Source organism: Nocardioides sp. Root140, from assembly GCF_001426745.1.
Classification (GTDB): Bacteria; Actinomycetota; Actinomycetes; order Propionibacteriales; family Nocardioidaceae; genus Nocardioides.
Window position 1 is genome coordinate 691,256 of record NZ_LMFI01000010.1, and the last position, 24,602, is coordinate 715,857.

Here is a 24,602-nt window from a genome sequence, read left to right on the forward strand (position 1 = left end):
CGTGTGTGATTGGCCGGCGGGGAGACGCTCAGGACTCGAGCCGGCGGACCAGGCCACCGGGGCACTCCTCGGCGGTGATCGCGAACTGCCGGTGGTCGCGCCAGGCCCCGTCGATGTGCAGGAACCGCGGCGCATAGCCGACCTGCTGGATGCCGAGCTTCTCCACGACCCGCAGGGAGTTGGTGTTCTCCGGACGGATCGAGATCTCGATGCGGTGCAGCCCGGCCACCAGGAAGCAGTAGTCGATCGCCATCGCCACGGCCAGCGGGATCGCGCCGCGTCCGGCGAACCGCTGGTCGATCCAGTAGCCGATCGAAGCGAACTGCCCCGAGCCCCGGACGATGTTGCTGACGGTCACCTGGCCGGCGAACTCGCCGTCGACCTCGACGACGAACGGCATCGCCTCGTCGTCGCGGGCCAGCCTGGTGAGCCGCTTGACCATTCCCCGGAACGTGGCCGGTCGGGCCCGGGCGCCCGGCGGGACCGTCGCATCCCACGGCTTGAGCCACACGGCGTTGCGGTTGCGCGCATCGCGCCAGTCACGAGCATCGGACTGTTCGATCGGCCGCAGCGTCACCTCGCCGTGTTCCAAGGTGACGGGCCAATGGCTCATGTGTGGTCGCTTCCGATGATCTGCTCGACGGCGTGCCGCAGCAGGGGTTCGAGCACGGCCAGACCATCCTTCACGCCGCCACGCGATCCGGGAAGGTTCACCACCAGGCAATTTCCCGAGACCCCGGCCAGGCCCCTTGAGAGGGCCGCGGTCGGCACGCCCTTGCCGACACCGTGCGCACGGATCGCCTCGGCGATGCCCGGCACCTCGCGGTCGAGGAGCGGGCGGGTCGCCTCGGGCGTGCGGTCGGTGGGCGTCAGTCCGGTGCCGCCGGTGGTCAGGACCACTCGCGCCCCGGCCTCCACTGCCGATCTGATGGCCTCGGCGACCGGATCACCGTCGGGTACGACGGACGGCTCGGAAACCGAGAATCCCCAACCCTGCAAGGCAGAAACGATCAGCGGGCCGGTCTCGTCGGCGTACACCCCGGCGGCGGCGCGGTTGGAGGCAACCACCACGGCGGCCCGCAGTGGCGGCGCCGGCGGAATGGTCAACGGGTCCACTCCCCCGACTTGCCACCGGACTTGGCCTCGATGCGCACGTCGGTGATCACCGCGCCCTTGTCGACGGCCTTGACCATGTCGATCACGGTCAGGGCAGCCACCGAGACCGCGGTCAGTGCCTCCATCTCGACGCCGGTGCGGTCGGTGGTGCGCACGGTGGCCCTGATGTCGACCGACGCGTCGCCGACGACCAGGTCGACCGTCACGCCCGAGATCGCCAGCGGGTGGCACAACGGGATCAGCGACGGGGTCTGCTTGGCGCCCATGATGCCGGCCAGCCGGGCCACGCCGAGCGCGTCGCCCTTCGGCACGCCGTCGCCGCGCAACAGCGCCACGACGGCCGTCGAGACGAGCACCCGGCCCGAGGCGGTCGCCTCGCGCGCGGTGACCGCCTTCCCGGACACGTCGACCATGCGGGCCGCGCCGCTCTCGTCGACGTGGGTGAGCCGGTCGCCCATCAGAAGGCCTCGTCGAGCAAGAGCACCTCGACCGAGTCGCCGGGCTTGAGCGAGGTGACGTCGGCCGGCACGTTGATCAGGGCGTTGGACGCGGCCAGGTCGCCGAGCAGGTGCGAGCCGTGGCCGCCGACCGGCGTCACGACTCGGGCGTCGTAGTCGGCGCGCACGAACTGCTCGCGTCCCTCCGGCGAGGAGAGACCATGGGTCAGCCGGGCGGTGCGCGTGGGCCGTTCGTACGGCGTACGCCCCTGCAGCTTGCGCAGTGCCGGCAGCACGAACACCTGGAACGAGATGTACGCCGACACCGGGTTGCCCGGCAACGTGAAGATCGGCACCTCGTCATCGCCGACGAGGCCGAACCCCTGGGGCTTGCCGGGCTGCATCGCGACCTTGCCGAACCACATCGAACCCGTGTCGCGCAGGGCCTCCTTGACCACGTCGTAGTCGCCCTCGCTGACCCCACCGCTGGTGATCACCATGTCGGCACGCACGAGCTGGTCCTGCAAGGCCTCGGTGAACCCGGCCGCGTCGTCGGGGACCGCACCGACGCGGAACGGGATGCCGCCGGCCTCGCGGACGGCCGCGGCCAGCATGAACGAGTTGGAGTCGTAGATCGAGTCGGGCGCCAGCGTCGCACCGGGGTCGCGCAGCTCGGTGCCGGTCGACATCACCACCACGCGGGGGCGTGGGCGGGCCTGCACCTCGGCACGACCGGCGGCGGCGAGCAGGCCGATGTGGCGCGGGCCGAGCACGGTGCCCTCGGAGACCAGCACCTCGCCGGTCTCGACGTCCTCGCCGGCCCGCCGGATGTGCTCGCCCTCGCGCGGCGCCCGGGTGATCTGCACCTGGGCGACGCCCCGGTCGGTCCACTCGTAGGGCACCACGGCGTCGGCACCGTGCGGCACCGGCGCACCGGTCATGATCTTCACTGCCGTGCCGGGCGACAGGGCGACCAGCCGGGCCTGGCCGGCACCGATCTCGCCCACCACCGGCAGGTGGATGTGGTGGTCCTCGGCGGCGTCGGCCACGTCGTGGAACGCCACCGCATAGCCGTCCATCGCGGAGTTGTCGAAGGGCGGCAGCTGCATCGGCGACGTGACGTCCTCGGCGATCGGCAGTCCGCCGGCGTCGAGCAGGGTCTGGCCGTAGACGCCCAGGGGCTCGATCGTGTCGAGGATGCGGGCAACGTGCTCACGCACGGGGATCGGCTGAGTCGAGAGGGGCTCAGCCATCGAGCACCGTCCCCGAGGCCACGCGCTGGGCACCCTTCTCCGCCGGCAGCTCCACCTCACCGGTCACCTTCACGTTGGACTCGAAGGTCCAGTCGCCGTCGATCTTCAACGACCCGGCGCCTCGCAGCGACGGCGCGCCCTGGGGGAACCGCTTGTCGAACTCGCCGACCAGCCGGTAGAACGACGGGTCGAGGGTGATCAGCGGGATGCGCTCCCCGGCCTGCTCGAGCACGAAGTCGGAGCCGAGGTCGTAGACGTCGGAGCGCAGCACCAGCAGGTCGTCGGTGGTCTTCACCGGCACGAAGCGCTCGCGGCCCACCTCGATGGTGCGGGCCCCCTCGAACACCTCGATCGCGGCGCCCATCGCGGTCTCGACCTGGATCACCTCCGGCGACGTCTTGTCACCGGGGTCGACGTGCTTGATGTTGCGGATCAACGGCAGCCCCAGCACGCCGTGGCGCTCGGCCAGGGTCCGCTTCATCGCGGCCAGGTCGAACCACAGGTTGTTCGTGCTGGCGTAGCGATGCCGGTCGAGGTCGGCCAGCGCCGGTCGGTCGGACTCCAGGGTCTGCGCGGTCTCGCGGAGGATGATGCGTCCGTCTGCCTTGCGCCGGGCGAAGTGGCCACCCTTGCGGTCGGCGGCGGTGCGACGTACGGCCTCGATGGCGAAGGGGGCACCGGACTCGGCGAACCACCCGGCCACCCGCGCGTCGGGCACCGCGCCGAGGTTGTCGGAGTTCGAGACGAAGACCCGCTCGTAGCCGGCCTCGATCAGCTGGTCGAGCAGCCCGCTGCCGACCAGCGCGGTGTAGATGTCGCCGTGGCCGGGTGGGCACCACTCGAGGTCGGGGTTCTTCGGCCAGACAACCGGGGAGAGGTCCTTGGTCAGGAGCTTGGGCTCCTTGTTCTGCAGGAACTCCAGCGGCAGGCCCGGCACCGGGAGGTCCTCGTAGCGACCCAGCGCCGCCATGGTGTCCTCGGAGGTGCGGAAGCTGTTCATGAAGATCAGCGGCAGCGGCGCGCCGTACTCCTTGCGCAGCGAGAGGATCTGCCGACTGATGATGTCGAGGAACGACAGTCCGCGCCGCACGCACAGCAGCGACTTCGCACGGTCCATGCCCATCGAGGTGCCGAGGCCGCCGTTCAGCTTGATCACCGCCGTCGTGGCGATCGCCGCGGAGGCCGCGTCGTCGGCGACGCTCACGTCGGCCAGCGACTCCATCTCCAGCGGCTCGATGGCGTCTTCAGGGATCATCCCCGTCTCACCCACCTCGAGCAGGCGGAAGTAGTGCGCGAAGACCTCACGAGCACCGGGCTCGATGTCTGCGTCGGCCATCTTGTCGAGTGCACGTCTCAGTGCGGAACTGCCCATGCCTTCGATCGTAGGCCGACCAGCGCCCGGGACAACAACCACGCCCTAACCTATGGGACATGACCGTCGCCAAGACCGCCCTGCGGGACCAGGTGGTCACCGCCCGCAACAGGCTGTCCCTGGCCGACGTGTCGGCCGGTGGAGTCGCCCTCGCGGAGCATCTCCTGGCCGCTCCCGAGGTACGCCGGGCGGCCAGCGTCGCGGCGTACGTCTCGATCGGCACCGAGCCGGGAACCGGACTGCTGCTCGACGGACTCGTCTCCGCCGGGAAGCGCGTGATCCTGCCGGTGCTGGCCCCCGACGACGACCTCGACTGGGCGGCGTACGACGGCTCACTTGAACAGGCCAGACGCGGGCTGCTCGAGCCGACCGGACCAAGACTGGGCCTGGATGCGATTGCCACGCCGGAGGTCGTGCTGGTGCCCGGACTGGCCGTGGGCCGCGACGGGATGCGCATGGGCCGGGGCGGCGGGTCCTACGACCGGGCACTGGCGCGGGTGCCGGTCGGCACGTTCGTCTGCGTGCTGCTCTACGACGACGAGCTGCGTGACCAGGTGCCCGTCGAGCCGCACGACCGACCCGTGACCGCGGCCGCCACACCCTCGGGCATCCGACGGTTCTGACGCGTCACGGCGGGGTGAGGGTGAGCGTGTGCTCCTCGGCCTCGTCGACGGCGTCCGGGCTGAACGCCCACGGAAGCGTGCGCCCCTCGACGTACAGCTCGGTCTGGTCGGTGTAGTTGGGGTGGAAGGCGTGGCCGGAGTTGCCGGTCAGGTTGATCCAGCGCGAGTCGTCGAAGTCGGCCAGCGAGACCACCATGCGCATCGACGGCGCGGAGGTGACCTCGTAGCCCTCCGCCGCGTCCCAGGACGTCGCGTTGACCAGCGAGCTGCCGCCGCCGACGCGGTAGTCGCGGTTGAACAGTGCCTCGACCGGGTCGATTCCGGAGGTGCCGAGGGTCTGGTTGCGCAGCTCGAGGCGGTGCAGCCGACCCCACTCCCAGTCGTGCGGGTCGCGCGCCATCAGCCGGATGATCTCGTCGCTGGCCTGCAGCATCGCCTTCCGCAGGATCTCGTCGCGGTCCTCGACGGCCCGGGTGCCGCGGTCGTCCCACCACGGGTTCGCCGGGTCCTCGAGCAGGTTCGAGACCACCGAGAACCAGCGACTGTCGCCGTCGGGGTACAGGGACTCGCGCATCTCGTCGTGGAACGTCGCCTCGAGCAGGTTGCGCCACACCACGTTGAAGTAGGCCGCGCCGGCGGACGTCGCACCCTGCTCGTGGTTCCACCGGGCGAGCACCTTCTGCCCGTCGCGTCGGTAGCCGCCGGGCAACCTGATGTCGAGCAGGTAGGGCACCAACACGTCGGCCAGCGCACTGCGGTCGTCGAGCTGGAGAGCGGTCATGTCGTCGATCGAGAGCTCGCCCTCGGCCTCGATCACGTCGCGGATCCGCTGCGACCGGTAGCCGCGGTCCCAGTCGTCGGTGAGGTACATCGGGTAGGAGTCGTCGACGACGGCCTGGTTCGCGGTCACCACGAACCCGTCCTTCGGGTCGTAGAGCGTGGGCAGCGCGTCGAACGGGATCGTCAGGCTGCTCCAGTCGTTCTCCCGCAGCCACCCGGCCACCGGCACGGAGCCGTCGTTGCCGGACTTGCGGATCGGGATGCGCCCCGGCGCCTGGTAGCCGATGTGGCCCTCGCGGTCGGCGTAGACGAGGTTCTGCGCCGGTACGGCGAAGTCGGCTGCGGCGGCGCGGAACTCGTTCCAGTCCGAGGCCCGGTTCAGTTCGAGGATCGCGTCAGCCGTGGGCGCGGGATCGAGTGCGGTCCAGCGCAGCGCCACCGCGTAGCCGTTGCCACCCTCCTGGCCCTTCGGCGCCTCGGCGTTCGCCCCGACCGTGCTGAGCTCCTTCGACACGTCGGAGAGCAGTGGCCCGTGGTCGGTCTCCCGCACGGTCAGCTCGAAGTCCTCGCCGTCGTGCACCTTGATCGTCTCGGTGTGCGTCTTCAGCGGTCGGTAGCGGCCGTCGTACAACCAGGTGTTGCCGTCCAGCTTCTCGAGGTAGAGGTCGGTGACGTCGGGGCCCAGGTTCGTGAAGCCCCAGGCGATGTCGGCGTTGTGGCCGATCACCACGCCGGGCACGCCGGAGAAGCTGAAGCCGGACACCTCGAACGGGCAGTCCTCGGAAACGGTGCGGCAGTGCAGCCCGACCTGGTACCAGATTCCGGGGATGCTCGTGCCCAGGTGCGGGTCGTTGGCCAGCAACGGCTTGCCGGTGCTCGAGTGCTCGCCGTCGACCACCCAGCTGTTGCTGCCGATCCCCTCACCCTTCCCGAGCAGCGCGGGCACGGCGTCCATGCCGCGTTGCGCACTCGCCACCGCGCGCACCTGTGCTGCGGTGTACGCCGGGCGGGCCGGGTTGCGGCTGCCCGGACGCGTGGCCTCCGGCTCGTAGCGCCCGCCGACGAGGGCGCCCTGCCCGACGATCGGCGCATGCTTCTCGAAGTCGTACGGCGGGTAGAGCTCGTCGACCTGTTCGGGGGTGTGGTTGACCGAGAGGAGCACGCGCGAGATCTCGTCGTCCATGTTGCCGCGCAGGTCCCAGGCCATCGCCTTGAGCCAGGCCAGCGAGTCGACCGGGCTCCACTCCTCGAGGTGGTAGTCGAGCCCACCGGCGCGCAGGAGCGTGTACTCGAGGGAGATCTCCGACAGCGAGTGGTCCTCGAGGTAGGCGTTCACCCCGTCGGCGTACGACTCGAGCGCGGCCCGGGTGTCGGGCTGCAACATCGCCAGCTCACGTTCGGCAACCCGGCGCCAGCCCATCGTGCGGATCGCCTTGTCCGTCTCGAGGGTGGTCTCGCCGAACATCTCCGAGAGGCGGCCGGCCGTGATGTGGCGGCGTACGTCCATCTCGTAGAAACGGTCCTGGGCGTGCACATAGCCCTGTGCCCGCATCAGGTCGGCCGTCGTGTCGGCGTAGATCTGCGGGATGCCGTGCTCGTCGCGGACGACCGTGACGTCACCCTCGAGGCCGGGCAGGGCGATCTCGCCGTCCATCTGGGGGAACGGCTTGCGCACCAGCACGACGCCGGTGACCAGGCTGGCGACCAGTGCCAGCACGAGAACCGCTGCGACGTACGACGCCCAGCGCGCGGCCCACGGCCATTGACGGAAGGTCGTCCAGCCCTGCCTGAGGTTCACGCTCGGCCCACTCCCGCCACGGCCCATTCCCACAGTGGCATTGTCCCCGTGGGGGTGCTCAGGAGCTGGAGGACGCGCTGGAGGTGGTGCTGCTGGACGAGCTGCTCGAACTGCTGGAGCTGCCCGAGTCCTTGGCGGACGAGCTGCCGGAGTCGCTGCTGCTGCTCGAGCTGCCCGACTCCTTGCTGCCGGAGTCCTTGCCGCCCGACTCCTTGCCGCCCGAGGACGGCAGCGACGAGCTCGACCCGCTTCGCGAGTCGGTGCGGTAGAAGCCGGAGCCCTTGAAGACCACGCCCACTGCGTTGAACACCTTGCGCAGGCGGCCTTCGCAGACCGGGCAGACGGTGAGCGCGTCGTCGCTGAACTTCTGGACCTGCTCGAAGGCGTGGTCGCACTCGGTGCAGGCGTACTGGTAGGTGGGCACGGGCTGGAAATCCTCCGGGAGAGCGGTGTGATCGGCTGGCACGCGGGCTGGCACTCGGCCGGGCCGACTGCCAATGGTACGACACCTGTGGAGAACCGATCCACGCTCGTCCGCGGCGACCTAGCCTCGCTGCCATGGCCAGCACACGCTCAGCTCCGTCCAGCCCCGACCTCCGCCGCCGCCTCGGCGACCTGCGCCACGGCGTGCGCCGGGCCGTCCTGGCCCGACGCCGCCTGCTCTGTGCCGTCTGTGTGGCCGGGGCGGTCTTCGCCGGCGTCCGCACGATGGCGCCGAGCCCCCCACCCACGGTCACGGTCACCGTCGCTGCGCGCGACCTGCCGGCCGGTGCCACCCTGTCCGCGGCCGACCTCACCACCGTCGACCTCCCTGCCGACTCCGCGCCCGACCGGGTGGCCAGCGCGTCGTACGCCGTGGGGCGCACGACCGCCGGTCCGGTGCGTCGCGGGGAGCCGGTCACCGACGTACGCCTGGTCGGCGCCGGCCTGCTCGACGGCTACCCCGGCATGGTCGCCGTGCCGGTGCGGGTGCCCGACGACGGGGCGGTCGCGCTGCTGCGTGTCGGTGACCGCATCGACCTGCTGGCCACCGACCAGCGCACGGGTGACACCGAGCGCGTCGGTGACGACGTGGCGGTGATCGCGCTGCCCGAGGAGGGTGCGCGGAGTGCCCGGATCGGCACGTCCGGTCGCCTGGTGGTCGTCGCCACGTCGACCAGCATGTCCGAAATTGTCGCTTCTGCTGCGGCGACGCGTTATCTCTCCGCCACGATTTCACGCTAGCGTGTTGCGCTGTCTAGTCCCCATATTGGGATTCCGGCGCCCTCGGGGGGCCGGATCAAGAAGGAGATAAATCAATGGATGGGTTCAAGAACTTCCTGCTCCGCGGGAACCTCGTCGAGATCGCCACCGGTCTGATCATGGCCCTGGCGTTCGCTGACGTCGTCAGCACTTTCACCAACTGGCTGACCAGCCTCCTCCCCGAGAGCGCCGAGGACGTCTTCAGCAACGAGCTGAACTCGTTCGGCGCCTTCCTCAACGCCGTCATCGCCTTCATCATCATGGGTGCCGTCGTCTACTTCTTCGTCGTGGTGCCCTACACGAAGGCCAAGGAGCGCTTCTTCCCGGGCGAGGCCGCCGGCCCGACCGAGGTCGACCTGCTCACGCAGATCCGCGACTCGCTCGCCACCAAGGCCTGAGTTCTCTTCACGCCTGAGTCAACGAGGCCCGACCCCTGGGAGGGGGCGGGCCTCGTTGCCATTTCAAGTCCCGTGAGATCGAACGCGGTCAGCCGTGGTGGGGAGGCACCTGGCTGCGGTACCAGTCGTCGGGCTTGCCGGACGAGTCCGCCCCGCGCTCGTCGCCGGTGGTCTCGGGCAGCACGTCACCGAAGATCGCGGCCAGGCGCTTGCGGCGCTGCCAGGCGGTCTCCTGTTCGGGAGCCGCCTCCTCCTCGGGTGGGTCCTGGGTAGCCATGATCAGGCGCAGAGGCCGTTGGCCTCGGCGGCCTCGGCCGCGTCGGTCTCCGCCTCGGTGGGCTCGGTCGCCTCGTCGGAGGGATCCGCGGACGGCGACTCGGTGGAGTCGGGGTCGGGCGTCGCGGTGGAACCCGGGCGCCGCGCGGCGGTGATCACGTCGGAGCTGAGCCGCTTGCTCAGCGGCTCGTCGAACTTCATCTTCTTCCAGAGCAGGTTCGCGTCCTCGGCCCAGACCAGGCGGTTCGGGTCGGGCTCGTAGAAGTCCCACGGCACGGTGATGAACTTGATGTTGTCGGTGCCGATGTTCTGGAACTGCTCGGCCAGGTTCTTGATCTTCACGACCGAACCGAGCCGCTGGTCGAGGGTGAGCGACTTGGTGGCCGCGTCGAGGAAGCTGAACAGGCGGTCAGGCCGGCCGAGGACGCCCTTGGAGCTGACCTTGTTCACCATCGCCGCGATGAAGGCCTGCTGGCGCTTCATCCGGCCGATGTCGCCGTTGTTGGAGATGTTGTGGCGGACGCGCACGTAGTTGAGCGCCTCCTGGCCCTCCAGCTCGCGGGTTCCGGCCTTGAGGTGGATGTTGCCGACGTCGTCGTCGACGTCCTCGGGAATGCAGACCTCGACGCCGTCGATGGCATCGACCATGTCCTTGAAGCCGTTGAAGTCGACGACGACGAAGTGGTCGATGCGCACTCCGGAGAGCTGCTCGAACTGGCGGATCGCACACGCCGGGCCGCCGTACGCGAACGCGGCGTTCCACATGTCGAAGCCCCCGGGGATCTCCTCCATGTCGTCGTCGTAGCAGGTCGGTCGCTCGACCATGGCGTCGCGCGGGAGGCTCACGCCGTACGCGAACTTCCGGTCGGCGGAGAGGTGCAGCACCATCGTGGTGTCCGAGCGCTGGCCACCACCGGTGAGGCCGTCGATGTTGTTGCCCGAGCCTTCACGGGAGTCGGACCCCATGACCATGATGTTCAAAGGCTTGCCGGACTTCTGCAGGTCAGCCTGGTCGGGTCGATCGTCGCCGAGCTGCTTGTCGACGTTGAGCACGTTGAGGTTCTCGTTGAGGTGCCGGTAGGTGTAGACCGCGAAGAGCCCGAACCCGAGGGTGAGGACGAGGATCCCGTATCCGAGCACGCTCAGCAGGCGATGCTTGTGCTCGGATTCGCCGCGGTGGCGGCCGGTCGGGTCGTCGTTGCTCACTCGAACTTCTCACTCGATGAATGGGGTGTCGTGCGCGGGCTGCGCCCGTTGAACGGTAATGCAGCCTCCCAAATTGTGCGGTTCAACCCTGAATCCGCCAAAACAACGACAATGGGGGCATGGCAGGATGTCTGCCGCCCGCCCCAGTAGCTCAGTGGATAGAGCAGCCGCCTCCTAAGCGAAAGGTCGCAAGTTCGACTCTTGCCTGGGGCACGTACGACGAGGGCCCGGCACCGGAATCGACTCCGGTGCCGGGCCCTCGTGCATCGCCTCAGGCCGGTACGGCGTCCCGGGCCACGGCAGCCTCTTCGTCGGGCGTGACCGCGGTCGACGTACGACCTCCGGCGACACCCCGCACGCAGAGCGTGACCACCGCGCCGACGACGCTGACCGCGGCGAACAGCTGGAACGCGGTGCTGCCGCCGACTCCGGCGCCGACCAGGATGCCGCCGATCACCGGGCCCACGATCCCGCCGAGGCGGCCGAACCCGGCACACCAGGCGACGCCCGCGGCACGGGCCGAGGTGGGGTAGTAGTTGGACACGAGTCCGTAGATCAGCACCTGGGTGCCGATGGACCCGACGCCGGCGACCGCAACGGCGGCCAGCAGCACGGTGAACGGCAGGTCGAACGGCATCAGGAGCAGCGCCACGGCGGCCAGCAGAAAGGTGGTCGCGACCACGCGCCGGGCGCCCTTGTGGTCGGCCACCCACGAGGCGATCAGCCCACCGACGATGGCGCCGAGGTTGAGCAGCAGCAGGAAGGCGAGCGCGTAGTCCTTGCCGTAGCCCTTGCCCTCCATGATCTGCGGGAGCCACGTGTTGAGGCCGTAGGTCAGCAGCAGGCCCGAGAAGCTCATCAGGCCGAGCAGGATGGTCGGCACCAGGTAGGGACGCGAGGCGAGCGCCGCGTAGCCGACCTTGTCGGCCTTGGTCGCCTGAGTGGCGGGAACGGTGCCGGCAGCCGGCAGGGCGACGCCGGTACGACGCGACACCGCGGCCGCCCGCTCGGTCTCACCGCGAGAGAGCAGCCAGAGCGGCGACTCCGGCAGCTTGGCCCAGGCCAACGGCAGCAGGAGGAGCACCGGCAGGGCACCGATCCAGAACAGGCCGCGCCAGCCGGCCACGTCGTCGAGCACGATGGCGGCCAGGGCGGCACAGACGCCGCCGGCCGGGATGCCGCTGTAGACGATCGCGTTGTAGCGGTTGCGCCGGTCGGCCGGAGCGAACTCCGCGACCAGGGCACCCACCGTGGCCACGAGCGCCCCGACTCCGATGCCGGTCAGGAAGCGACCGGCGCCGAAGGTGAAGATGCTGGTGGTCGTCGCGGTCAGCGCCATGCCGACCGAGAACCAGGCGATGTTCACGAGCATGATCCGGCGGCGGCCGACCAGGTCGCCGATGGCGCCCGCGGTCAGCGCACCCACGAGCACGCCGATCAGCGCCCAGCTACCGAGCGTGCCGGCCTGCTCGGGGGTGAGCGCACCGATCTGGCTCTTGTCGGCCAGCAGGGTGGGGACCACGGTGCCGTAGACGACCAGGTCGTAACCGTCGAAGAGCAGGGCCGCGAACGAGAGCCCGACCACCCAGTGGAGGGTACGGCTGCGGCGGGCTTCCGCAGAGGCTGAGGTGCTGGTCATGAGGGGACTCCGATTCAGGTCTTTTTCGGACATTCCCGTCACCCTGACAGCCCGTGGCGTGCGTCACACCGGGGCAATGCCTAGGGTTGACCACGGGCGCCTTTCAGCGCCCGCAGGTCTCAATCACCCCTGTTCGGGTCCTGGTCCCCACCCAGTGATCCGAGCCGTCACTTGATCGTGGTCTTGATCTCTCCCTCGGACTTCAGGTCGTGCTGGAGCTCGCCCTCGGCGTCGACCGGCGTGATGGTCACGTCGAAGGTGATGGGCGAGTTCTTCTGGTAGGCGAAGTTCTCGCCGAACGAGTAGGTCTCGCCGGTGCCGAACGTGTAGATGCCGCGCTCGTTGTAGCCGTCGGGGCCCAGGTCGTCCTGGTTGACACCCTGCGACTCGAAGACCGAGTCGTCGGTGTCGCTGTCCATCCCCTGCATCCACTTCCAGTCGTCGTAGCGCGCGCTGATCGAGACGCGGCTCGAGCCGAGGTCGATCGGGTCACCGTTGTTGGTGATCACGTAGTTGACGAAGATCAGGTCGTCACCCTTCTTCAGGATGGGCTTGTTCGTGTCGGGGTCGACGAAGTTGCCGTCGTCGGTCGCCTTCTCGTGGCCCACCTGGTAGACCGCGACGGTCACGTCGCCGACCTCGGCAGTGGTCAGCAGGTCGCCCGGCTTGGTGACCGGCAGCGCCCACGAGGGCAGGGAACCGGTCGAGCCGGCTTCCTCGGTGGTCGCCTCGGAGGGCTCCTCGGACGGCGTCTCCGAGGGAGTCTCGCTGGTCTCGTCGGTGGGCTCGTCGCTGCTCGGCTGCGCGGGTGAGTCGCTGGTCGAGGACTTGTCGTCGTCCTTGTCGTCGGACCCACAGGCGCTCAGTCCCAGCAGGGGGACGAGCACGGCGGCGACGACGGTGGTTCCGGCACGGAGGCGGCGGTTGCGCATGGGGGTAGTTCCTTCTCTGCGGGCCCTGGGTCAGGGTCTGGTGCCGACACCCTCCCCCACCGTCCCCGGGCGCAAACCGAGCCTCAACCAGTGATGGTCTCGAACCCCATTCCTGCGCTGCGCAGGCGGTCGAGCAGGCGGTCGCCCATGGCCACCGCCGGGGTCACCTGGCCCGCGGTCTCGGGGTTCTCGTCGAAGGCCAGGCACAGCGCCGACTCGGCGAGCATCTTCGAGGTCTCGGTGTAGCCGGGGTCGCCCCCGGAGACCCGCGTGTGCACGACCTCGCCGCCGGCCTCGCCGACGAAGTCGACGGTGAACCACGACTTGCGGCGTCGTCCTTCGGAGGGACCCTCCCCCTGCTTGACCTTGCCCTTCAGGAAGTTGCGCACCGGCCCGACCTGCGCGGCCGCCGCCAGCGCGGTGACCCCGACGGCCCCGCCCGCGGCGTAGCGCAGCGTCTTCGTGCCGGCGTAGTGCGAGTAGATGAACTTCGGGCCGTACGACGCCAGGGCCGCACCGCTGCGCTGCACCACCTGCGGGTCGATCGTCGGCAGCGGGAGGAGCCAGTAGCCGAGGAGCCTGTCGCGGTGCGGCTTGCCGGCCACGGCACGGCTCGACCGGCCTTCAGAGCGCCGTTCCTTGCGCCGACGCTCGGCGAAGGCGGCCTTCATCTGCCGGGCCCGCTCCATCGCACCGAGCGCGGAGTGGAAGGTGCCGCCGGAGAACGTCGCATTGCTGCGTACGACGCCCCGCACGTTCGCCGGCACGTCCGGCGGCAGGTGCCGCATCGTGTAGAAGACGCCGAGGTCGTGCGGGATCGAGTCGAAGCCGCAGCAGTGCACCAGGCGCGCACCCGAGGCGACCGCAGTGTCGTGGTGGGCCAGCCACATCCGGTCGACGAACTCGGGCTCGCCGGTGAGGTCCACGTAGTCGGTGCCCTTCTCTGCACACGCGGCGACCAGCGGCTCGCCGTACGCCAGGTAGGGGCCGACGGTGCTGATCACGACGCGGGCCCGGGCCGCCACCTCGCCCAGGGCGGCCGCATCGGCGGCGTCGGCGACGAGCAGCTCCATGACCTCGAGCCGCGGGTCGATCGCGACGAGGCGATCACGCACCGCCTCGAGCTTCGCCTTGCTGCGGCCGGCCAGGGCCCAGCGCAGGCGGGCCGGAGCGTGCCGCGCCAGATACTCGGCGGTGAGGCCTCCGGTGAACCCGGTGGCACCGAACAGGACGATGTCGAACTCGCGATCAGCCATGTCCACATCGTGCCCTAGAGCCGCAGCCTGGTTTCGAGTCGGTCGCAGAACGACCTCCTCAACCAGCGTGGGTCCGGCGTACCTTTGTGGGCATGTGCCGCAACATCCGACCCCTCAACAACTTCGAGCCGCCCGCCACTCCGGACGAGGTGACCGCCGCCGCGCTGCAGTACGTCCGCAAGGTCAGCGGGACCACCAAGCCGGCCCAGGCGAACCAGGCCGCCTTCGACGAGGCCGTGCACGAGATCGCCCACATCACCGCGCACCTGCTGGAGAAGCTGGTCACCAACGTCCCGCCGAAGAACCGCGAGGTGGAGGCCGAGAAGCGCAAGGCCCGTGCCGAGCTGAGATACGCCCGTTGACAGAGGCACCCGCGACGGAGGCGCTCGCGACGGAGGCCCTCGCCTTCCTCGCCGCGCGACCGCTCGTCGTCCTCACCGGGGCCGGGGTCTCCACGGACTCCGGCGTGCCCGACTACCGCGGCCCCGACTCCGTGGCGCGGACGCCGATGACCTACGGCGAGTTCGTCTCCGGCCCGCCGGCCCGACAGCGCTACTGGGCGCGCAGCCACGTCGGCTGGGGCCGCATGCACCACGCGCTGCCCAACGCCGGCCATCGCGCACTGGCCCTGCTCGAGGCCCGCGGCCGTGTCGACCTGCTGGTCACCCAGAACGTCGACGGCCTCCACGAGGCCGCCGGCAGCAACCCGATCGCCCTGCACGGCCGCATCTCCGACGTGATCTGCCTGTCCTGCCGCACGGTCAGCAGCCGGTCGGCGCTCCACGAACGGCTCGACCTGCTCAATCCCGGGTACGCCGACGCGCACGCCGACGTCGCGTCACGACCCGACGGGGACGTCGACCTCGACGACACGGCCGGCTTCGTCGTACCCGACTGCGAGGCGTGCGGCGGGGTGCTCAAGCCCGACGTGGTCTTCTTCGGCGAGAACGTGCCGGCCGCGCGGGTGCAGCGCTGCTACGACGCGGTCGAGGCCCTGGCAGAGCGCGACGGGGCGCTACTGGTGGCCGGCTCGTCCCTGACCGTGATGTCGGGCCTGCGGTTCGTCAAGCGGTCCGCGAAGCTCGGTGTGCCCGTGGTGATCGTGAACCGCGGGACGACCCGCGGCGACGACCTTGCGACGTACACGCTGCACGCCGGGACCAGTGAGTTCCTCGGTGCGCTCAGCGCTCGAAGCAGATCGGAGCTCAGAGACGCTTGACGAAGATGTGGTCGGCCGCCTCGGGGATGATCTCGGCGGTCTCGCCGCCCGAGCCGATCAGCACGCCGTCTTCGGTGGCGATCACCACGACGGTCTTGTCGGGCACGGCACCGACCCGGCGCAGCGCGCCCATCAGGTCTTCGTCCTTCTGCATCTCCTCGGAGATGCGGCGGATGTGCACCCGCGACTCGTCCGATCCGGCGACCGCTGAGAGCGACTCGACGCCCTCCATGAAGTCTTCGCCGACGCCGCTCTGGCCCAGCTCGTCGAGGCCCGGGATCGGGTTGCCGTACGGCGACTCGGTCGGGTGGCCCAACAGCTCGATCAGGCGGCGCTCGACGGTCTCGCTCATCACGTGCTCCCACCGGCAGGCCTCGGCGTGCACGAACTCCCAGTCGAGGCCGATCACGTCAGTGAGCAGCCGCTCGGCCAGGCGGTGCTTGCGCATCACGCGGGTGGCCAGGCGCAGGCCGTCGTCGGTGAGCTCGAGGTGGCGGTCGCCCTCGACGGTCAGCAGGCCGTCACGCTCCATGCGGGCCACGGTCTGGCTCACGGTGGGGCCGCTCTGGTGCAGGCGCTCGGCAATCCGCGCCCGCAACGGCACGATTCCCTCCTCCACGAGCTCGTAGATCGTGCGGAGGTACATCTCGGTGGTGTCGATCAGGTCGCTCACGTGCCCCATTGTTGCCTACCGGTGGGTGTTGCGTGAGCCCGGCACTACTGACTTGGCCCGGATCAGGCTACGTTCGACGTCGAGCAGCCACGACTGACGCACGAACACGCTTGGAGCGATCGACAAGATGTTGCACTTCCCCGCCACGGAGCTGACCATTCCCTCCCGGTTCTGCGGCCCGCCGAAGTCCGGGAACGGCGGTTGGAGCGCAGGCGCCCTCGCGGCGCTGGTCCAGCACGACTGCCCGGACAACCGGGCCGACCGGTGGCCGGTGATCGAGGTGACGCTGCGCCAGCCCCCTCCGCTCGACGCCGCGATGACCGTGGCCGGTGACGACGACGGCACGCTGGTGGCCTCCTTCGGTGGCCTGCCCGTGCTCTCCGCGCGGGTGCTCCCCGACGACACCCTCACCCCGGTCGAGCAGGTCTCCCCCGACGAGGCGCGCGCGGCCGAGGCGTCGTACGCCGGACTGCGCCAGCACCCGTTCCCGACCTGCTTCGCCTGCGGCACCGACCGCGCGGAGGGCGACGGCCTGCGCGTCTTCCCCGGCCCGGTCGGCGAGATCGACGGCCAGAGCCGGGTGGCCTCGACGTGGACCCCGCACCCCAGTGTTCAGGAGGACTACCACGAGTACGTCGACGAGCACGGCCGCGCCTCGCTCGGAGCCACCTGGGCCGCCCTGGACTGCATCGGTGCCTGGGCCGGAGACTTCGAGGATCGGGCCCTGGTGCTGGGCCGGATGACTGCCGCCGTCGACGCGCTGCCCGCGATCGGCGAGGAGCACGTCGTGGTCGGCCAGGCCCGGGGCACCGAGGGCCGCAAGACGTTCACCGCCAGCACGCTCTACGACGCCGACCGCCGCGTGGTGGCCCGCGCCGAGCACACCTGGATCGCGATCGACCCGGCCGACTTCTCGTGACCGACGAGGCCTGGTGGCGCCACGCCGTCTGCTACCAGGTCTACGTGCGCAGCTTCGCCGACAGCGACGGTGACGGCATCGGCGACCTGCCCGGCATCACCTCGCGGCTGCCCTACCTCGCCGAGCTGGGCGTCGACGCCGTGTGGATCACGCCGTTCTACACCTCGCCGCAGCACGACCACGGGTACGACGTGGCCGACTACCGCGACGTCGACCCGCTCTTCGGGAAGCTGGCCGACCTCGACACGCTGCTCGAGCAGGCGCATGCCCACGGCATCCGGGTGATCGTCGACCTCGTGCCGAACCACACCTCCGAGGACCACGACTGGTTCCGTGCGGCGCTGGCCGCCGGGCCGGGGAGTCCCGAGCGCGGCCGCTACCTGTTCCGCGACGGGCCGGACGCTGTGCCGTCCGACGCTGTGCCGCCGAACAACTGGGAGTCCGTCTTCGGCGGGTCGGCCTGGGCGCGAGTGCCGGACGGCCAGTGGTACCTCCACCTCTTCGACGCGACCCAGCCCGACCTCGACTGGCGCAACCCCGAGGTCCCCGCGATGTTCGAGGACGTGCTGCGCTTCTGGCTCGACCGCGGCGTCGACGGGTTCCGCATCGACGTGGCGCACGGCCTGTTCAAGGAGCCCGGGCTGCCCGACCAGCGGCTGACCGATGCCGAGCGCGAGGCCAACCTGGCCGCCGACCTGCTCGGGCCGCAGCACCCCGAGCACGAGCCGATGTGGGACCAGCCCGAGGTGCACGACGTCTACCGCGCGTGGCGGCGCATCCTCGACTCCTACCCCGACGACCGGATGGCCGTCGGCGAGGCGTGGACCCGGGACGCAGCCTCGTTGGCGCGCTACGTGCGGCCCGACGAGCTGCACCAGTCGTTCAACTTCCACTGGCTCTCGGCGGACTGGTCGGCAGCGCAGTTCGCTGCCGTCATCACCGAGACCCTGGCCGCCGTCGCCCTCGTCGGCGGCTCGCCCACCTGGGTGCTGAGCAACCACGACGTGATCCGGCACGTCACCCGGTACGGCGGCGGCACCGTCGGCCTGGCCAGGGCGCGAGCCGCCACGATGACGATGCTGGCACTGCCCGGGTCGTCGTACCTCTACCAGGGCGAGGAGCTCGGTCTCGAGGAGGTCGACGTCGACCGGGCGCACTGGCAGGACCCGCAGGCCCTGACCACCGGCAAGCCCGGTCGGGACGGGTGCCGGGTGCCGCTGCCGTGGTCGGGCGACGCCCCGCCGTTCGGCTTCGGACCCGGCTCCGACCAGCCGTGGATCCCCCAACCGGCCGGGTGGTCGTCGCTGACCGCCGAGGCCCAGGCCGAGGACGCGGAGTCGACGCTGGCGTTCTACCGGCGGGCCCTGAGCGCACGGCGTACGTTCGCGACGACGGCCGGCGACCAGGTCGAGTTGCTCGACCTCGGCGCAAAGGTGCTCACGTTCCGTCGCGGTCCGGTCACCGCCGTCCTCAACTGCGGTACGACGACCGTCGCGATGCCCGACGGAACGGTGCTGCTGGCCAGTGGTCCCCTCGACGACGGGTTGCCGCCGGACACCGCCGCCTGGCTCGTGTGAAGAGGTTTTGCCGGACCCTCGAAAACCCCTTGTGAGGGCGGCCCCACAGTCGTACCTTTGCAGGACACGTGAAAGGAGGTGGTCCAGAAGATGCATTCTTACCGGACTTGTGAGGTGGCTGCCCGCTAGCAGCTTCCCTGCCGACAGGATTCACTGCGCAGCGTTGCAAGCGGCCAGCGAATTCAAGGCAGTCACCCGACCCGCAGGCGCTTCCGGACTTTTTGGTCCGCCGGAAGACGACGAGAAGGTCCCCTCGGGGAAACCGTTCGTCAACGCCTGCGGGTCGTTCCCATTTCCTGGCGTCGTCCCCCTCCACCGGACCGGCCCGTCAACAACTGCGGCAGTTCACGTTTTGATTGCCGTCTCGCGCTCAGCAGTTCAGGCGCTCTGCCTGAACTGCCGTAGTTCTTCACACATGGCCACCACGTCTGCGAGCACCTCGCGCACGACGTCCGGGTGGAACATCACGTCGGACCAGGTGAACCGGACGACGACCCAGCGGTTGCGCACCAGCCGGGTGTAGCGAATGACGTCAGCCTCGAAGGCCCACTTGTCACCGTGGTAACGCCACGACTCGGCCTCCACCACCAAGCGGAGTTCTTCGCTGCCGAGATCAACCTGGATGTACGGCAGGCAGGTGAGCTGCGGCGTCAGGCGCAGGCCCATCTCGATCGTGATCGCGCGGAGCACCGACTCGAACGGGTTGGCGGCACGCGCGTCGGCGAAGCGCGCCACCTTCAGCGCGGCCGGACGACCGCTGCGTGGCGCTGCCTGCGCCGCGGCGACCAGCTGGTCGTGGCTGATCCGGCCCGAACGCAGGGCAGAGTCGGCCACGGCCAGGGCGGCGTCGAACGGCAGGACCCGCGCGCAGTCGATCACCGTGCGCAACGGACTGGTGACACCGTTGCGCACCTCGCCGGGTGTGAGGTCGGCGTAGTGGACAGCGAGGTCGTGTCGGCGCGGGAGCGTGAGGTTGCGCCCTCGTGGCACGGTGGCCATCGGCTTCTCGGGCGGCAGCTTCACCCGCCATCCCCAGTGCAGCGCAGCACTCAGGTGCGACACGACCCCGTTGACCCGGGCGGCACCGGCTGCAGCGGCCGGCACCGTGGGCAACGCGAAGCGTCCGCGGGTGAGCCTGACGATTGCTCCGGCCTCGACCGCTGCTGTGATCTGCCGATCGGTGAGCGCCCCGCGCAGCTGAGCAGAGCCGGCCAGACCGCCCCATTCGGTGACCAGGTCGGCTGCCGTGGGGTCCGGTGCCGTCATGGGCCAAGCCTCGGACGCGTGGTCCAGCGGCGCAAACGGTTCTCCACAGGGGCGCCGCACGCTCGGCGTACGGCGGCGGCGCTGCGCTCGCCGCCCGCCGGACGCCAGGTCGGCGTCGACAACTGCGGCAGTTCGCGCGCTGCAGCCCCGGTCCACGCCTGACCCGCCGTGGCGACCGCACCAACTGCCGTAGTTGTATACGACAGCCCGTCTGACACCCACCCAGCCCGATGCCTGCCTCAGGCGACTGGCGCCGCGAACTGCGACTGGTAGAGCGTGGCGTAGGCGCCGTCGGCCTCGAGCAGCTCGTGGTGCGTGCCCTGCTCGACGATCGCGCCGTCCTCCATCACCAGGATCAGGTCGGCGTCGCGGATCGTGGAGAGCCGGTGGGCGATCACGAACGACGTCCGGTCGCTGCGCAGGGCCGCCATCGCCTGCTGGAGCAACAGCTCGGTGCGGGTGTCGACCGAGCTGGTGGCCTCGTCGAGGATCAGCAGCGCCGGGTCGGAGACGAACGCGCGAGCGATGGTGATCAACTGGCGCTCACCGGCACTGATGTTGCCGCCGTCCTCGTCGATGACAGTGTCGTAGCCGTCGGGCAGCGAGTGCACGAAGCGGTCGACGAACGTGGCCCGGGCGGCCTCGAGGATCTCCTCCTCGGTCGCGTCGGGGCGGCCGTAGGCGATGTTGTCGCGGATCGTGCCCTCGAAGAGCCACGCGTCCTGCAGCACCATGCCGATCTGGTCGCGCAGCTCGGCGCGCGGCATCGCGGAGACGTCGACGCCGTCGAGCATGATGCGCCCGCCGGTCACCTCGTAGAACCGCATCACCAGGTTGACCAGGGTGGTCTTCCCGGCGCCGGTCGGGCCGACGATCGCGACCGTCTGACCGGGCTGGGCGACCAGAGAGAGGTCCTCGATGAGCGGCTTGTCCTCGTCGTAGCGGAACGAGACACGGTCGAAGACGACCTCGCCGTGACGCTCGCCGGGGGCCGCCGGAGCGACCTGGCCGTCGGGGCGCTGCTCGTCTGCGTCGAGCAGCTCGAAGACCCGCTCGGCCGACGCGACACCCGACTGGAGAAGGTTCATCATCGACGCGACCGCGGTCAGCGGCTGGGTGAACTGGCGGGTGTACTGGATGAACGCCTGCACCTCACCCAGGCTCAGCGATCCGCTGGCCACCCGCAGGCCACCGACGACCGCGATCACCACGTAGTTGAGGTTCCCGATGAACATCATCAGCGGCATGATCAGCCCGCTGACGAACTGGGCCTTGAACGAGGCCTCGTAGAGCCGCTCGTTCTCCTCCTCGAAGCGCTGCTCGACCTCCTTCTGGCGGCCGAACACCTTGACCAGGGCGTGGCCGGAGAAGGTCTCCTCGATGTGCGCGTTCAGCTTGCCGGTCAGCCGCCACTGGGCGATGAACTGGCTCTGCGAGCGCTTCATGATGAGCGAGGTGGCGTACATCGAGATCGGCACCGAGACCAGCGCGATCAGCGCCAGCAGTGGCGAGATCCAGAACATCATCGAGATCACCGCGACGACCGTCAGCAACGAGGTGAGCAGCTGGCTCAGGGTCTGCTGCAGGGTCTGGCTGATGTTGTCGATGTCGTTGGTGACCCGGCTGAGCAGCTCGCCGCGGGGCTGGCGGTCAAAGTACTCCAACGGGAGCGCGTTGACCTTGTCCTCCACGTCGGAACGCATGTCCATGACCGTGCCCTGCACGACGTCGTTGAGCAGGAAGCCCTGGATGAACGACAGGATCGATGCGCCGGCGTACAGCCCGAGCACGATGAGCAGCACCGCACCGACGGCGCCGAAGTCGACCCCCTGGCCGGGCACGAAGTCCATCGACGCCATCATGTCGGCGAGCCTGTTGTCGCCGCGGTCGCGCGCCGCCTGCACGACCTGCTCCTGGGTCAGGCCGGCGTCGAACTGGTTGCCGAAGAGCCCGTCGAAGATGAGGTCGGTCGCGTGGCCGAGGATGCGCGGGCCCAGCGCGGTCAGCACGACACTGCCGATCGCCAGCACCACCAGGGCGATCGCCTTGACGCGGTACGGCGCGATGCGGCCGATCAGGCGCTTGGCGGAGGGCACGAAGGTCATCGCCTTCTGGCCGACCATGCCGCCGCCCATCGGGCCGCGCCCGGGGCCGGGGCCGGCCGTGATGCGCTCGGTCTCCTTGAGGGTGCCGCCCTTGTCGGTCTTCTCCGTCGTGCTCATGCTGCCTCCTCCGCCGTCAGCTGCGACTCGACGATCTCCTGGTACGTCGGGCAGTCGGCGAGCAACTCGTCATGGGTGCCGCGGCCGACGACGATGCCGTCCTCGAGCACGAGGATCAGGTCGGCGTCGCGGATCGTGGAGACCCGCTGGGCGACCAGGACCACCGTCGCGTTGCGGGTGACCGGCCTCAGTGCGGCGCGGAGCCGGGCGTCGGTGGCCAGGTCGAGGGCCGAGAAGGAGTCGTCGAAGAGGTAGATCTCCGGCTCTCGGATCAGCGCCCGGGCGATGGCCAGGCGTTGTCGCTGGCCGCCCGAGACGTTGGTGCCGCCCTGCGTGATCGGCGACTCGAGCCCCTCGGACATGGCTTCGACGAAGTCACGGCCCTGGGCGATCGCGAGCGCACGCCACAGCTCGTCGTCGGTGGCGTCGGGCTTGCCGTGGCGCAGGTTGCTGGCCACCGTGCCGGAGAACAGGAATGCCTGCTGCGGGACGAGCCCGATGCGGTGCCACAGCGTCTCCGGGTCGAGGTCGCGCACGTCGACGCCGTCGACCTGCACGCTGCCGGTGGTGGCGTCGAAGAGCCGCGGCACCAGGTCGACCAGGGTCGACTTGCCGGAGCCGGTCGAGCCGATGACCGCGACGGTCTGGCCGGGCCGGGCCTCGAAGCTGACGTCCTGCAGGACCGGCTGCTCGGCGCCGGGATAGGTGAAGCCGACTCCGTCGAGGACCAGGTGGCCGGACTGCTGCACCGAGGTGACCGGCTGCGCGGGCGGCACGACGCTGGTGTCGGTGTCGAGGACCTCCGTGATCCGGTCGGCGCAGACCGCCGCGCGCGGGATCATCATCAGCATGAAGGTGCCCATCATCACCGACATCAGGATCTGCATCAGGTAGGACAGGAACGCGGTCAGGGCGCCGACCTCCATCTGACCGCTGTCGACGCGGTGTCCGCCGAACCACAGCACCGCGACGCTCGAGACGTTCACGATCAGCATCACCAGCGGGAACATCGTGGCCATCCAGCGGCCGGCCTTGACCGAGACGTCCGTCAGGTCGTCGTTGGCCTTCTGGAATCGGCGGGTCTCATGGGGCTCACGCACGAACGCGCGCACCACGCGGATGCCGGTGATCTGCTCGCGCAGCACCCGGTTGACGCCGTCGATGCGCTCCTGGACCAGTCGGAAGTTGGGCACCATGCGCGAGACCACCACGCCGACGGCCAGGAAGAGCGCGGGTACGACGATCGCGAGCAGCCACGACAGACCGAGGTCTTCGCGCATCGCCATCAGCACGCCACCGACCATCATGATCGGCACGGCGACGGCCATGGTGCAGGTCATCAGCGCCAGCATCTGCACCTGCTGCACGTCGTTGGTGTTGCGGGTGATCAGCGAGGGCGCACCGAACTGCCCGACCTCGCGGCCGGAGAACGTGCCGACGCGGTGGAAGACGGCCGCGCGCAGGTCGCGGCCGAACGCCATCGCCGTACGCGCCGAGAACCAGACGGCGACCACGGAGCAGACGATCTGCACGAGCGAGACGCCGAGCATGATGCCTCCGACGCGCATGATGTAGCCCGTGTCTCCTTCGGCCACACCCTGGTCGATGATGTCGGCGTTGAGACTCGGCAGGAACAGCATCGCCACGGTCGAGATGAACTGGAGCGCGACCACGATCGCGATCCAACCCTTGTACGGCGCGAGATAGGTGCGCATGAGACGGAGCAACATCAGGCTTCCTCCCCGGGGAGCATGACTCCGCCGACGATGATGTCGGCGATCTGGTCGGACGTGAGATCGGCGTCGAGCTCCATGCCGGGATGGCGGGACCCGAAGACCAGGGAACGGAGGACGACCGCGGCGGTCGCGGGTGGCACGCGCATCTTGTCGGCGTACGGCGCGAAGAGCGTGGCCAGCATCTCGAGCAGGTCGCGGTTGGCGCGGACCAGGAACTCGGGTGGACGCGGCGGGTCATCGGGATCGGGGCGCGGGCCGTGCTTCATCAAGTAGGAGCGGACCGCGAACATCACCGTCAACGACCGCCGCATCTGGACGGTCAGGGACTCCGCGGCCCGGCGGACGCGCTCGTGGAGGTCGTCGGTGTCGGCCAGCATCGCGTCGAACTCCTCGCGCCCGTGGGAGGGGTTGATCGTCTCTTCGGCGACCGCCCACATCAGCTCGGTCTTGTCGGCGAAGACCCGGAAGATGGTGCCCTCGGCGACCCCGGCCGCCTCGGCGATCAGCCGGGTGCTCAGGTCTCCGCCGTGCTCGATGACCAGCGGCACGACGGCGTCGAGGATCGCCTGGCGTCGGTCCGCGGGCGACAGGGGTTTGGCGCGAGGAGTCACGCCGGAAAGAGTAAATGAGTGAGCACTCACTCACAAGTGTTTTTCACGTCG

Annotated in this window: 24 protein-coding genes and 1 tRNA gene; 8 read left to right on the plus strand and 17 right to left on the minus strand. The window is 69.8% G+C overall.

All coding sequences use genetic code 11. The features are described 5' to 3' along the window. Nucleotides 1–28: 28 nt before the first annotated feature. Genes ASD30_RS13685 through ASD30_RS13705 form a run of 5 tightly spaced genes read right to left on the minus strand, consistent with a single transcriptional unit; the run spans nucleotide 29 to nucleotide 4,178 of the window. Nucleotides 29–613, minus strand: a complete 585-nt coding sequence (locus tag ASD30_RS13685; RefSeq protein ID WP_056682271.1) for a GNAT family N-acetyltransferase — start codon at nucleotides 611–613, stop codon at nucleotides 29–31. Further along, nucleotides 610–1,107, minus strand: a complete 498-nt coding sequence (locus ASD30_RS13690; protein WP_235530164.1) for a MogA/MoaB family molybdenum cofactor biosynthesis protein — start codon at nucleotides 1,105–1,107, stop codon at nucleotides 610–612. Before ASD30_RS13690 ends, ASD30_RS13685 begins: the two co-directional genes overlap by 4 nt. Further along, nucleotides 1,104–1,574, minus strand: a complete 471-nt coding sequence (moaC, locus tag ASD30_RS13695; protein WP_056682275.1) for a cyclic pyranopterin monophosphate synthase MoaC — start codon at nucleotides 1,572–1,574, stop codon at nucleotides 1,104–1,106. The genes ASD30_RS13690 and moaC overlap by 4 nt, the downstream gene beginning before the upstream one ends. Continuing rightward, on the minus strand, nucleotides 1,574–2,806 hold the full coding sequence (gene glp / locus ASD30_RS13700) for a molybdotransferase-like divisome protein Glp (RefSeq protein WP_056682277.1): 1,233 nt from the start codon (nucleotides 2,804–2,806) through the stop codon (nucleotides 1,574–1,576). The genes moaC and glp overlap by 1 nt, the downstream gene beginning before the upstream one ends. Further along, nucleotides 2,799–4,178, minus strand: a complete 1,380-nt coding sequence (locus tag ASD30_RS13705) for a UTP--glucose-1-phosphate uridylyltransferase (RefSeq protein ID WP_056682281.1) — start codon at nucleotides 4,176–4,178, stop codon at nucleotides 2,799–2,801. The genes glp and ASD30_RS13705 overlap by 8 nt, the downstream gene beginning before the upstream one ends. Before the next feature lie 59 nt (nucleotides 4,179–4,237). On the opposite strand from ASD30_RS13705, the gene ASD30_RS13710 reads away from it, so the two are divergent. Next, a complete protein-coding gene (locus tag ASD30_RS13710) occupies nucleotides 4,238–4,801 on the plus strand; it encodes a 5-formyltetrahydrofolate cyclo-ligase (RefSeq protein ID WP_056682282.1) in 564 nt (187 codons plus the stop codon). A gap of 4 nt (nucleotides 4,802–4,805) precedes the next feature. Here ASD30_RS13710 and ASD30_RS13715 read toward each other — a convergent pair whose 3' ends face one another. Together ASD30_RS13715 and ASD30_RS13720 are read right to left on the minus strand one after the other, a co-directional pair. Beyond that, nucleotides 4,806–7,379 carry a penicillin acylase family protein gene (locus tag ASD30_RS13715; RefSeq protein ID WP_056682284.1) on the minus strand — a complete coding sequence of 858 codons (2,574 nt, stop codon included), beginning with the start codon at nucleotides 7,377–7,379 and terminating at the stop codon, nucleotides 4,806–4,808. 58 nt (nucleotides 7,380–7,437) lie between these two features. Next, nucleotides 7,438–7,803, minus strand: coding sequence for an FmdB family zinc ribbon protein (locus ASD30_RS13720; protein WP_056682285.1), 366 nt, complete (start codon nucleotides 7,801–7,803; stop codon nucleotides 7,438–7,440). 134 nt (nucleotides 7,804–7,937) lie between these two features. Here ASD30_RS13720 and ASD30_RS13725 point away from each other — a divergent pair, with 134 nt between their 5' ends. Further along, a complete protein-coding gene (locus ASD30_RS13725) occupies nucleotides 7,938–8,603 on the plus strand; it encodes an SAF domain-containing protein (protein WP_056682287.1) in 666 nt (221 codons plus the stop codon). A gap of 74 nt (nucleotides 8,604–8,677) precedes the next feature. Then, nucleotides 8,678–9,019, plus strand: coding sequence for a large conductance mechanosensitive channel protein MscL (locus ASD30_RS13730; RefSeq protein ID WP_056682289.1), 342 nt, complete (start codon nucleotides 8,678–8,680; stop codon nucleotides 9,017–9,019). A gap of 88 nt (nucleotides 9,020–9,107) precedes the next feature. Here ASD30_RS13730 and ASD30_RS13735 read toward each other — a convergent pair whose 3' ends face one another. Both ASD30_RS13735 and ASD30_RS13740 read right to left on the minus strand, forming a co-directional pair. Next, a complete protein-coding gene (locus ASD30_RS13735) occupies nucleotides 9,108–9,296 on the minus strand; it encodes a hypothetical protein (protein ID WP_056682293.1) in 189 nt (62 codons plus the stop codon). A 2-nt stretch (nucleotides 9,297–9,298) separates the two neighbouring features. Next, nucleotides 9,299–10,501, minus strand: coding sequence for an LCP family protein (locus tag ASD30_RS13740; RefSeq protein ID WP_056682298.1), 1,203 nt, complete (start codon nucleotides 10,499–10,501; stop codon nucleotides 9,299–9,301). 140 nt (nucleotides 10,502–10,641) lie between these two features. On the opposite strand from ASD30_RS13740, the gene ASD30_RS13745 reads away from it, so the two are divergent. Continuing rightward, nucleotides 10,642–10,714, plus strand: a tRNA-Arg gene (locus tag ASD30_RS13745). Nucleotides 10,715–10,772: 58 nt separating this feature from the next. Here the strand turns inward: ASD30_RS13745 and ASD30_RS13750 are convergent. The 3 genes from ASD30_RS13750 to ASD30_RS13760 form a co-directional block, all read right to left on the minus strand. Beyond that, nucleotides 10,773–12,140 carry an MFS transporter gene (locus tag ASD30_RS13750; RefSeq protein WP_056682301.1) on the minus strand — a complete coding sequence of 456 codons (1,368 nt, stop codon included), beginning with the start codon at nucleotides 12,138–12,140 and terminating at the stop codon, nucleotides 10,773–10,775. Between the two features lie 167 nt (nucleotides 12,141–12,307). Then, nucleotides 12,308–13,072 (minus strand): hypothetical protein, encoded by a 765-nt coding sequence (locus tag ASD30_RS13755; RefSeq protein WP_056682303.1) that lies wholly within the window; start codon nucleotides 13,070–13,072, stop codon nucleotides 12,308–12,310. Between the two features lie 83 nt (nucleotides 13,073–13,155). After that, nucleotides 13,156–14,328, minus strand: a complete 1,173-nt coding sequence (locus tag ASD30_RS13760; protein WP_056682305.1) for a saccharopine dehydrogenase family protein — start codon at nucleotides 14,326–14,328, stop codon at nucleotides 13,156–13,158. Between the two features lie 92 nt (nucleotides 14,329–14,420). Between ASD30_RS13760 and ASD30_RS13765 the strand changes: the two genes are divergently transcribed. Further along, nucleotides 14,421–14,690 (plus strand): DUF2277 domain-containing protein, encoded by a 270-nt coding sequence (locus ASD30_RS13765; RefSeq protein ID WP_056682311.1) that lies wholly within the window; start codon nucleotides 14,421–14,423, stop codon nucleotides 14,688–14,690. Next, nucleotides 14,687–15,547: a Sir2 family NAD-dependent protein deacetylase gene (locus ASD30_RS13770; protein ID WP_056682313.1), complete on the plus strand. Its 861-nt coding sequence runs from the start codon at nucleotides 14,687–14,689 to the stop codon at nucleotides 15,545–15,547. The genes ASD30_RS13765 and ASD30_RS13770 overlap by 4 nt, the downstream gene beginning before the upstream one ends. Here the strand turns inward: ASD30_RS13770 and ASD30_RS13775 are convergent. Then, on the minus strand, nucleotides 15,534–16,220 hold the full coding sequence (locus tag ASD30_RS13775) for a metal-dependent transcriptional regulator (RefSeq protein ID WP_056684961.1): 687 nt from the start codon (nucleotides 16,218–16,220) through the stop codon (nucleotides 15,534–15,536). The genes ASD30_RS13770 and ASD30_RS13775 overlap by 14 nt on opposite strands. Nucleotides 16,221–16,347: 127 nt before the next feature. Between ASD30_RS13775 and ASD30_RS13780 the strand changes: the two genes are divergently transcribed. Continuing rightward, a complete protein-coding gene (locus tag ASD30_RS13780; RefSeq protein ID WP_056682317.1) occupies nucleotides 16,348–17,139 on the plus strand; it encodes a hypothetical protein in 792 nt (263 codons plus the stop codon). Continuing rightward, complete coding sequence (locus tag ASD30_RS13785) at nucleotides 17,136–18,716, plus strand: glycoside hydrolase family 13 protein (protein ID WP_056682319.1); 1,581 nt, start codon at nucleotides 17,136–17,138, stop codon at nucleotides 18,714–18,716. Before ASD30_RS13780 ends, ASD30_RS13785 begins: the two co-directional genes overlap by 4 nt. A gap of 378 nt (nucleotides 18,717–19,094) precedes the next feature. On the opposite strand, the gene ASD30_RS13790 is transcribed toward ASD30_RS13785, so the two are convergent. From ASD30_RS13790 to ASD30_RS13805, 4 genes are all read right to left on the minus strand, one after another. Beyond that, nucleotides 19,095–19,982: a hypothetical protein gene (locus ASD30_RS13790; protein WP_056682321.1), complete on the minus strand. Its 888-nt coding sequence runs from the start codon at nucleotides 19,980–19,982 to the stop codon at nucleotides 19,095–19,097. Between the two features lie 239 nt (nucleotides 19,983–20,221). Further along, a complete protein-coding gene (locus tag ASD30_RS13795; RefSeq protein ID WP_056682324.1) occupies nucleotides 20,222–22,204 on the minus strand; it encodes an ABC transporter ATP-binding protein in 1,983 nt (660 codons plus the stop codon). Continuing rightward, nucleotides 22,201–23,934, minus strand: coding sequence for an ABC transporter ATP-binding protein (locus tag ASD30_RS13800; RefSeq protein WP_056682326.1), 1,734 nt, complete (start codon nucleotides 23,932–23,934; stop codon nucleotides 22,201–22,203). Before ASD30_RS13800 ends, ASD30_RS13795 begins: the two co-directional genes overlap by 4 nt. Continuing rightward, complete coding sequence (locus ASD30_RS13805; protein WP_056682329.1) at nucleotides 23,934–24,551, minus strand: TetR/AcrR family transcriptional regulator; 618 nt, start codon at nucleotides 24,549–24,551, stop codon at nucleotides 23,934–23,936. The genes ASD30_RS13800 and ASD30_RS13805 overlap by 1 nt, the downstream gene beginning before the upstream one ends. Nucleotides 24,552–24,602: the final 51 nt, after the last annotated feature.

What these genes read in the sequence shown, in the direction of transcription:
- ASD30_RS13685 (WP_056682271.1), bottom strand. Translation starts at nt 613, where the DNA reads ATGAGCCATTGGCCCGTCACCTTGGAACACGGCGAGGTGACGCTGCGG.
- moaC (WP_056682275.1), bottom strand. Translation starts at nt 1,574, where the DNA reads ATGGGCGACCGGCTCACCCACGTCGACGAGAGCGGCGCGGCCCGCATG.
- glp (WP_056682277.1), bottom strand. Translation starts at nt 2,806, where the DNA reads ATGGCTGAGCCCCTCTCGACTCAGCCGATCCCCGTGCGTGAGCACGTT.
- ASD30_RS13705 (WP_056682281.1), bottom strand. Translation starts at nt 4,178, where the DNA reads ATGGGCAGTTCCGCACTGAGACGTGCACTCGACAAGATGGCCGACGCA.
- ASD30_RS13710 (WP_056682282.1), top strand. Translation starts at nt 4,238, where the DNA reads ATGACCGTCGCCAAGACCGCCCTGCGGGACCAGGTGGTCACCGCCCGC.
- ASD30_RS13725 (WP_056682287.1), top strand. Translation starts at nt 7,938, where the DNA reads ATGGCCAGCACACGCTCAGCTCCGTCCAGCCCCGACCTCCGCCGCCGC.
- ASD30_RS13730 (WP_056682289.1), top strand. Translation starts at nt 8,678, where the DNA reads ATGGATGGGTTCAAGAACTTCCTGCTCCGCGGGAACCTCGTCGAGATC.
- ASD30_RS13735 (WP_056682293.1), bottom strand. Translation starts at nt 9,296, where the DNA reads ATGGCTACCCAGGACCCACCCGAGGAGGAGGCGGCTCCCGAACAGGAG.
- ASD30_RS13750 (WP_056682301.1), bottom strand. Translation starts at nt 12,140, where the DNA reads ATGACCAGCACCTCAGCCTCTGCGGAAGCCCGCCGCAGCCGTACCCTC.
- ASD30_RS13755 (WP_056682303.1), bottom strand. Translation starts at nt 13,072, where the DNA reads ATGCGCAACCGCCGCCTCCGTGCCGGAACCACCGTCGTCGCCGCCGTG.
- ASD30_RS13760 (WP_056682305.1), bottom strand. Translation starts at nt 14,328, where the DNA reads ATGGCTGATCGCGAGTTCGACATCGTCCTGTTCGGTGCCACCGGGTTC.
- ASD30_RS13765 (WP_056682311.1), top strand. Translation starts at nt 14,421, where the DNA reads ATGTGCCGCAACATCCGACCCCTCAACAACTTCGAGCCGCCCGCCACT.
- ASD30_RS13780 (WP_056682317.1), top strand. Translation starts at nt 16,348, where the DNA reads ATGTTGCACTTCCCCGCCACGGAGCTGACCATTCCCTCCCGGTTCTGC.
- ASD30_RS13790 (WP_056682321.1), bottom strand. Translation starts at nt 19,982, where the DNA reads ATGACGGCACCGGACCCCACGGCAGCCGACCTGGTCACCGAATGGGGC.
- ASD30_RS13795 (WP_056682324.1), bottom strand. Translation starts at nt 22,204, where the DNA reads ATGAGCACGACGGAGAAGACCGACAAGGGCGGCACCCTCAAGGAGACC.
- ASD30_RS13800 (WP_056682326.1), bottom strand. Translation starts at nt 23,934, where the DNA reads ATGTTGCTCCGTCTCATGCGCACCTATCTCGCGCCGTACAAGGGTTGG.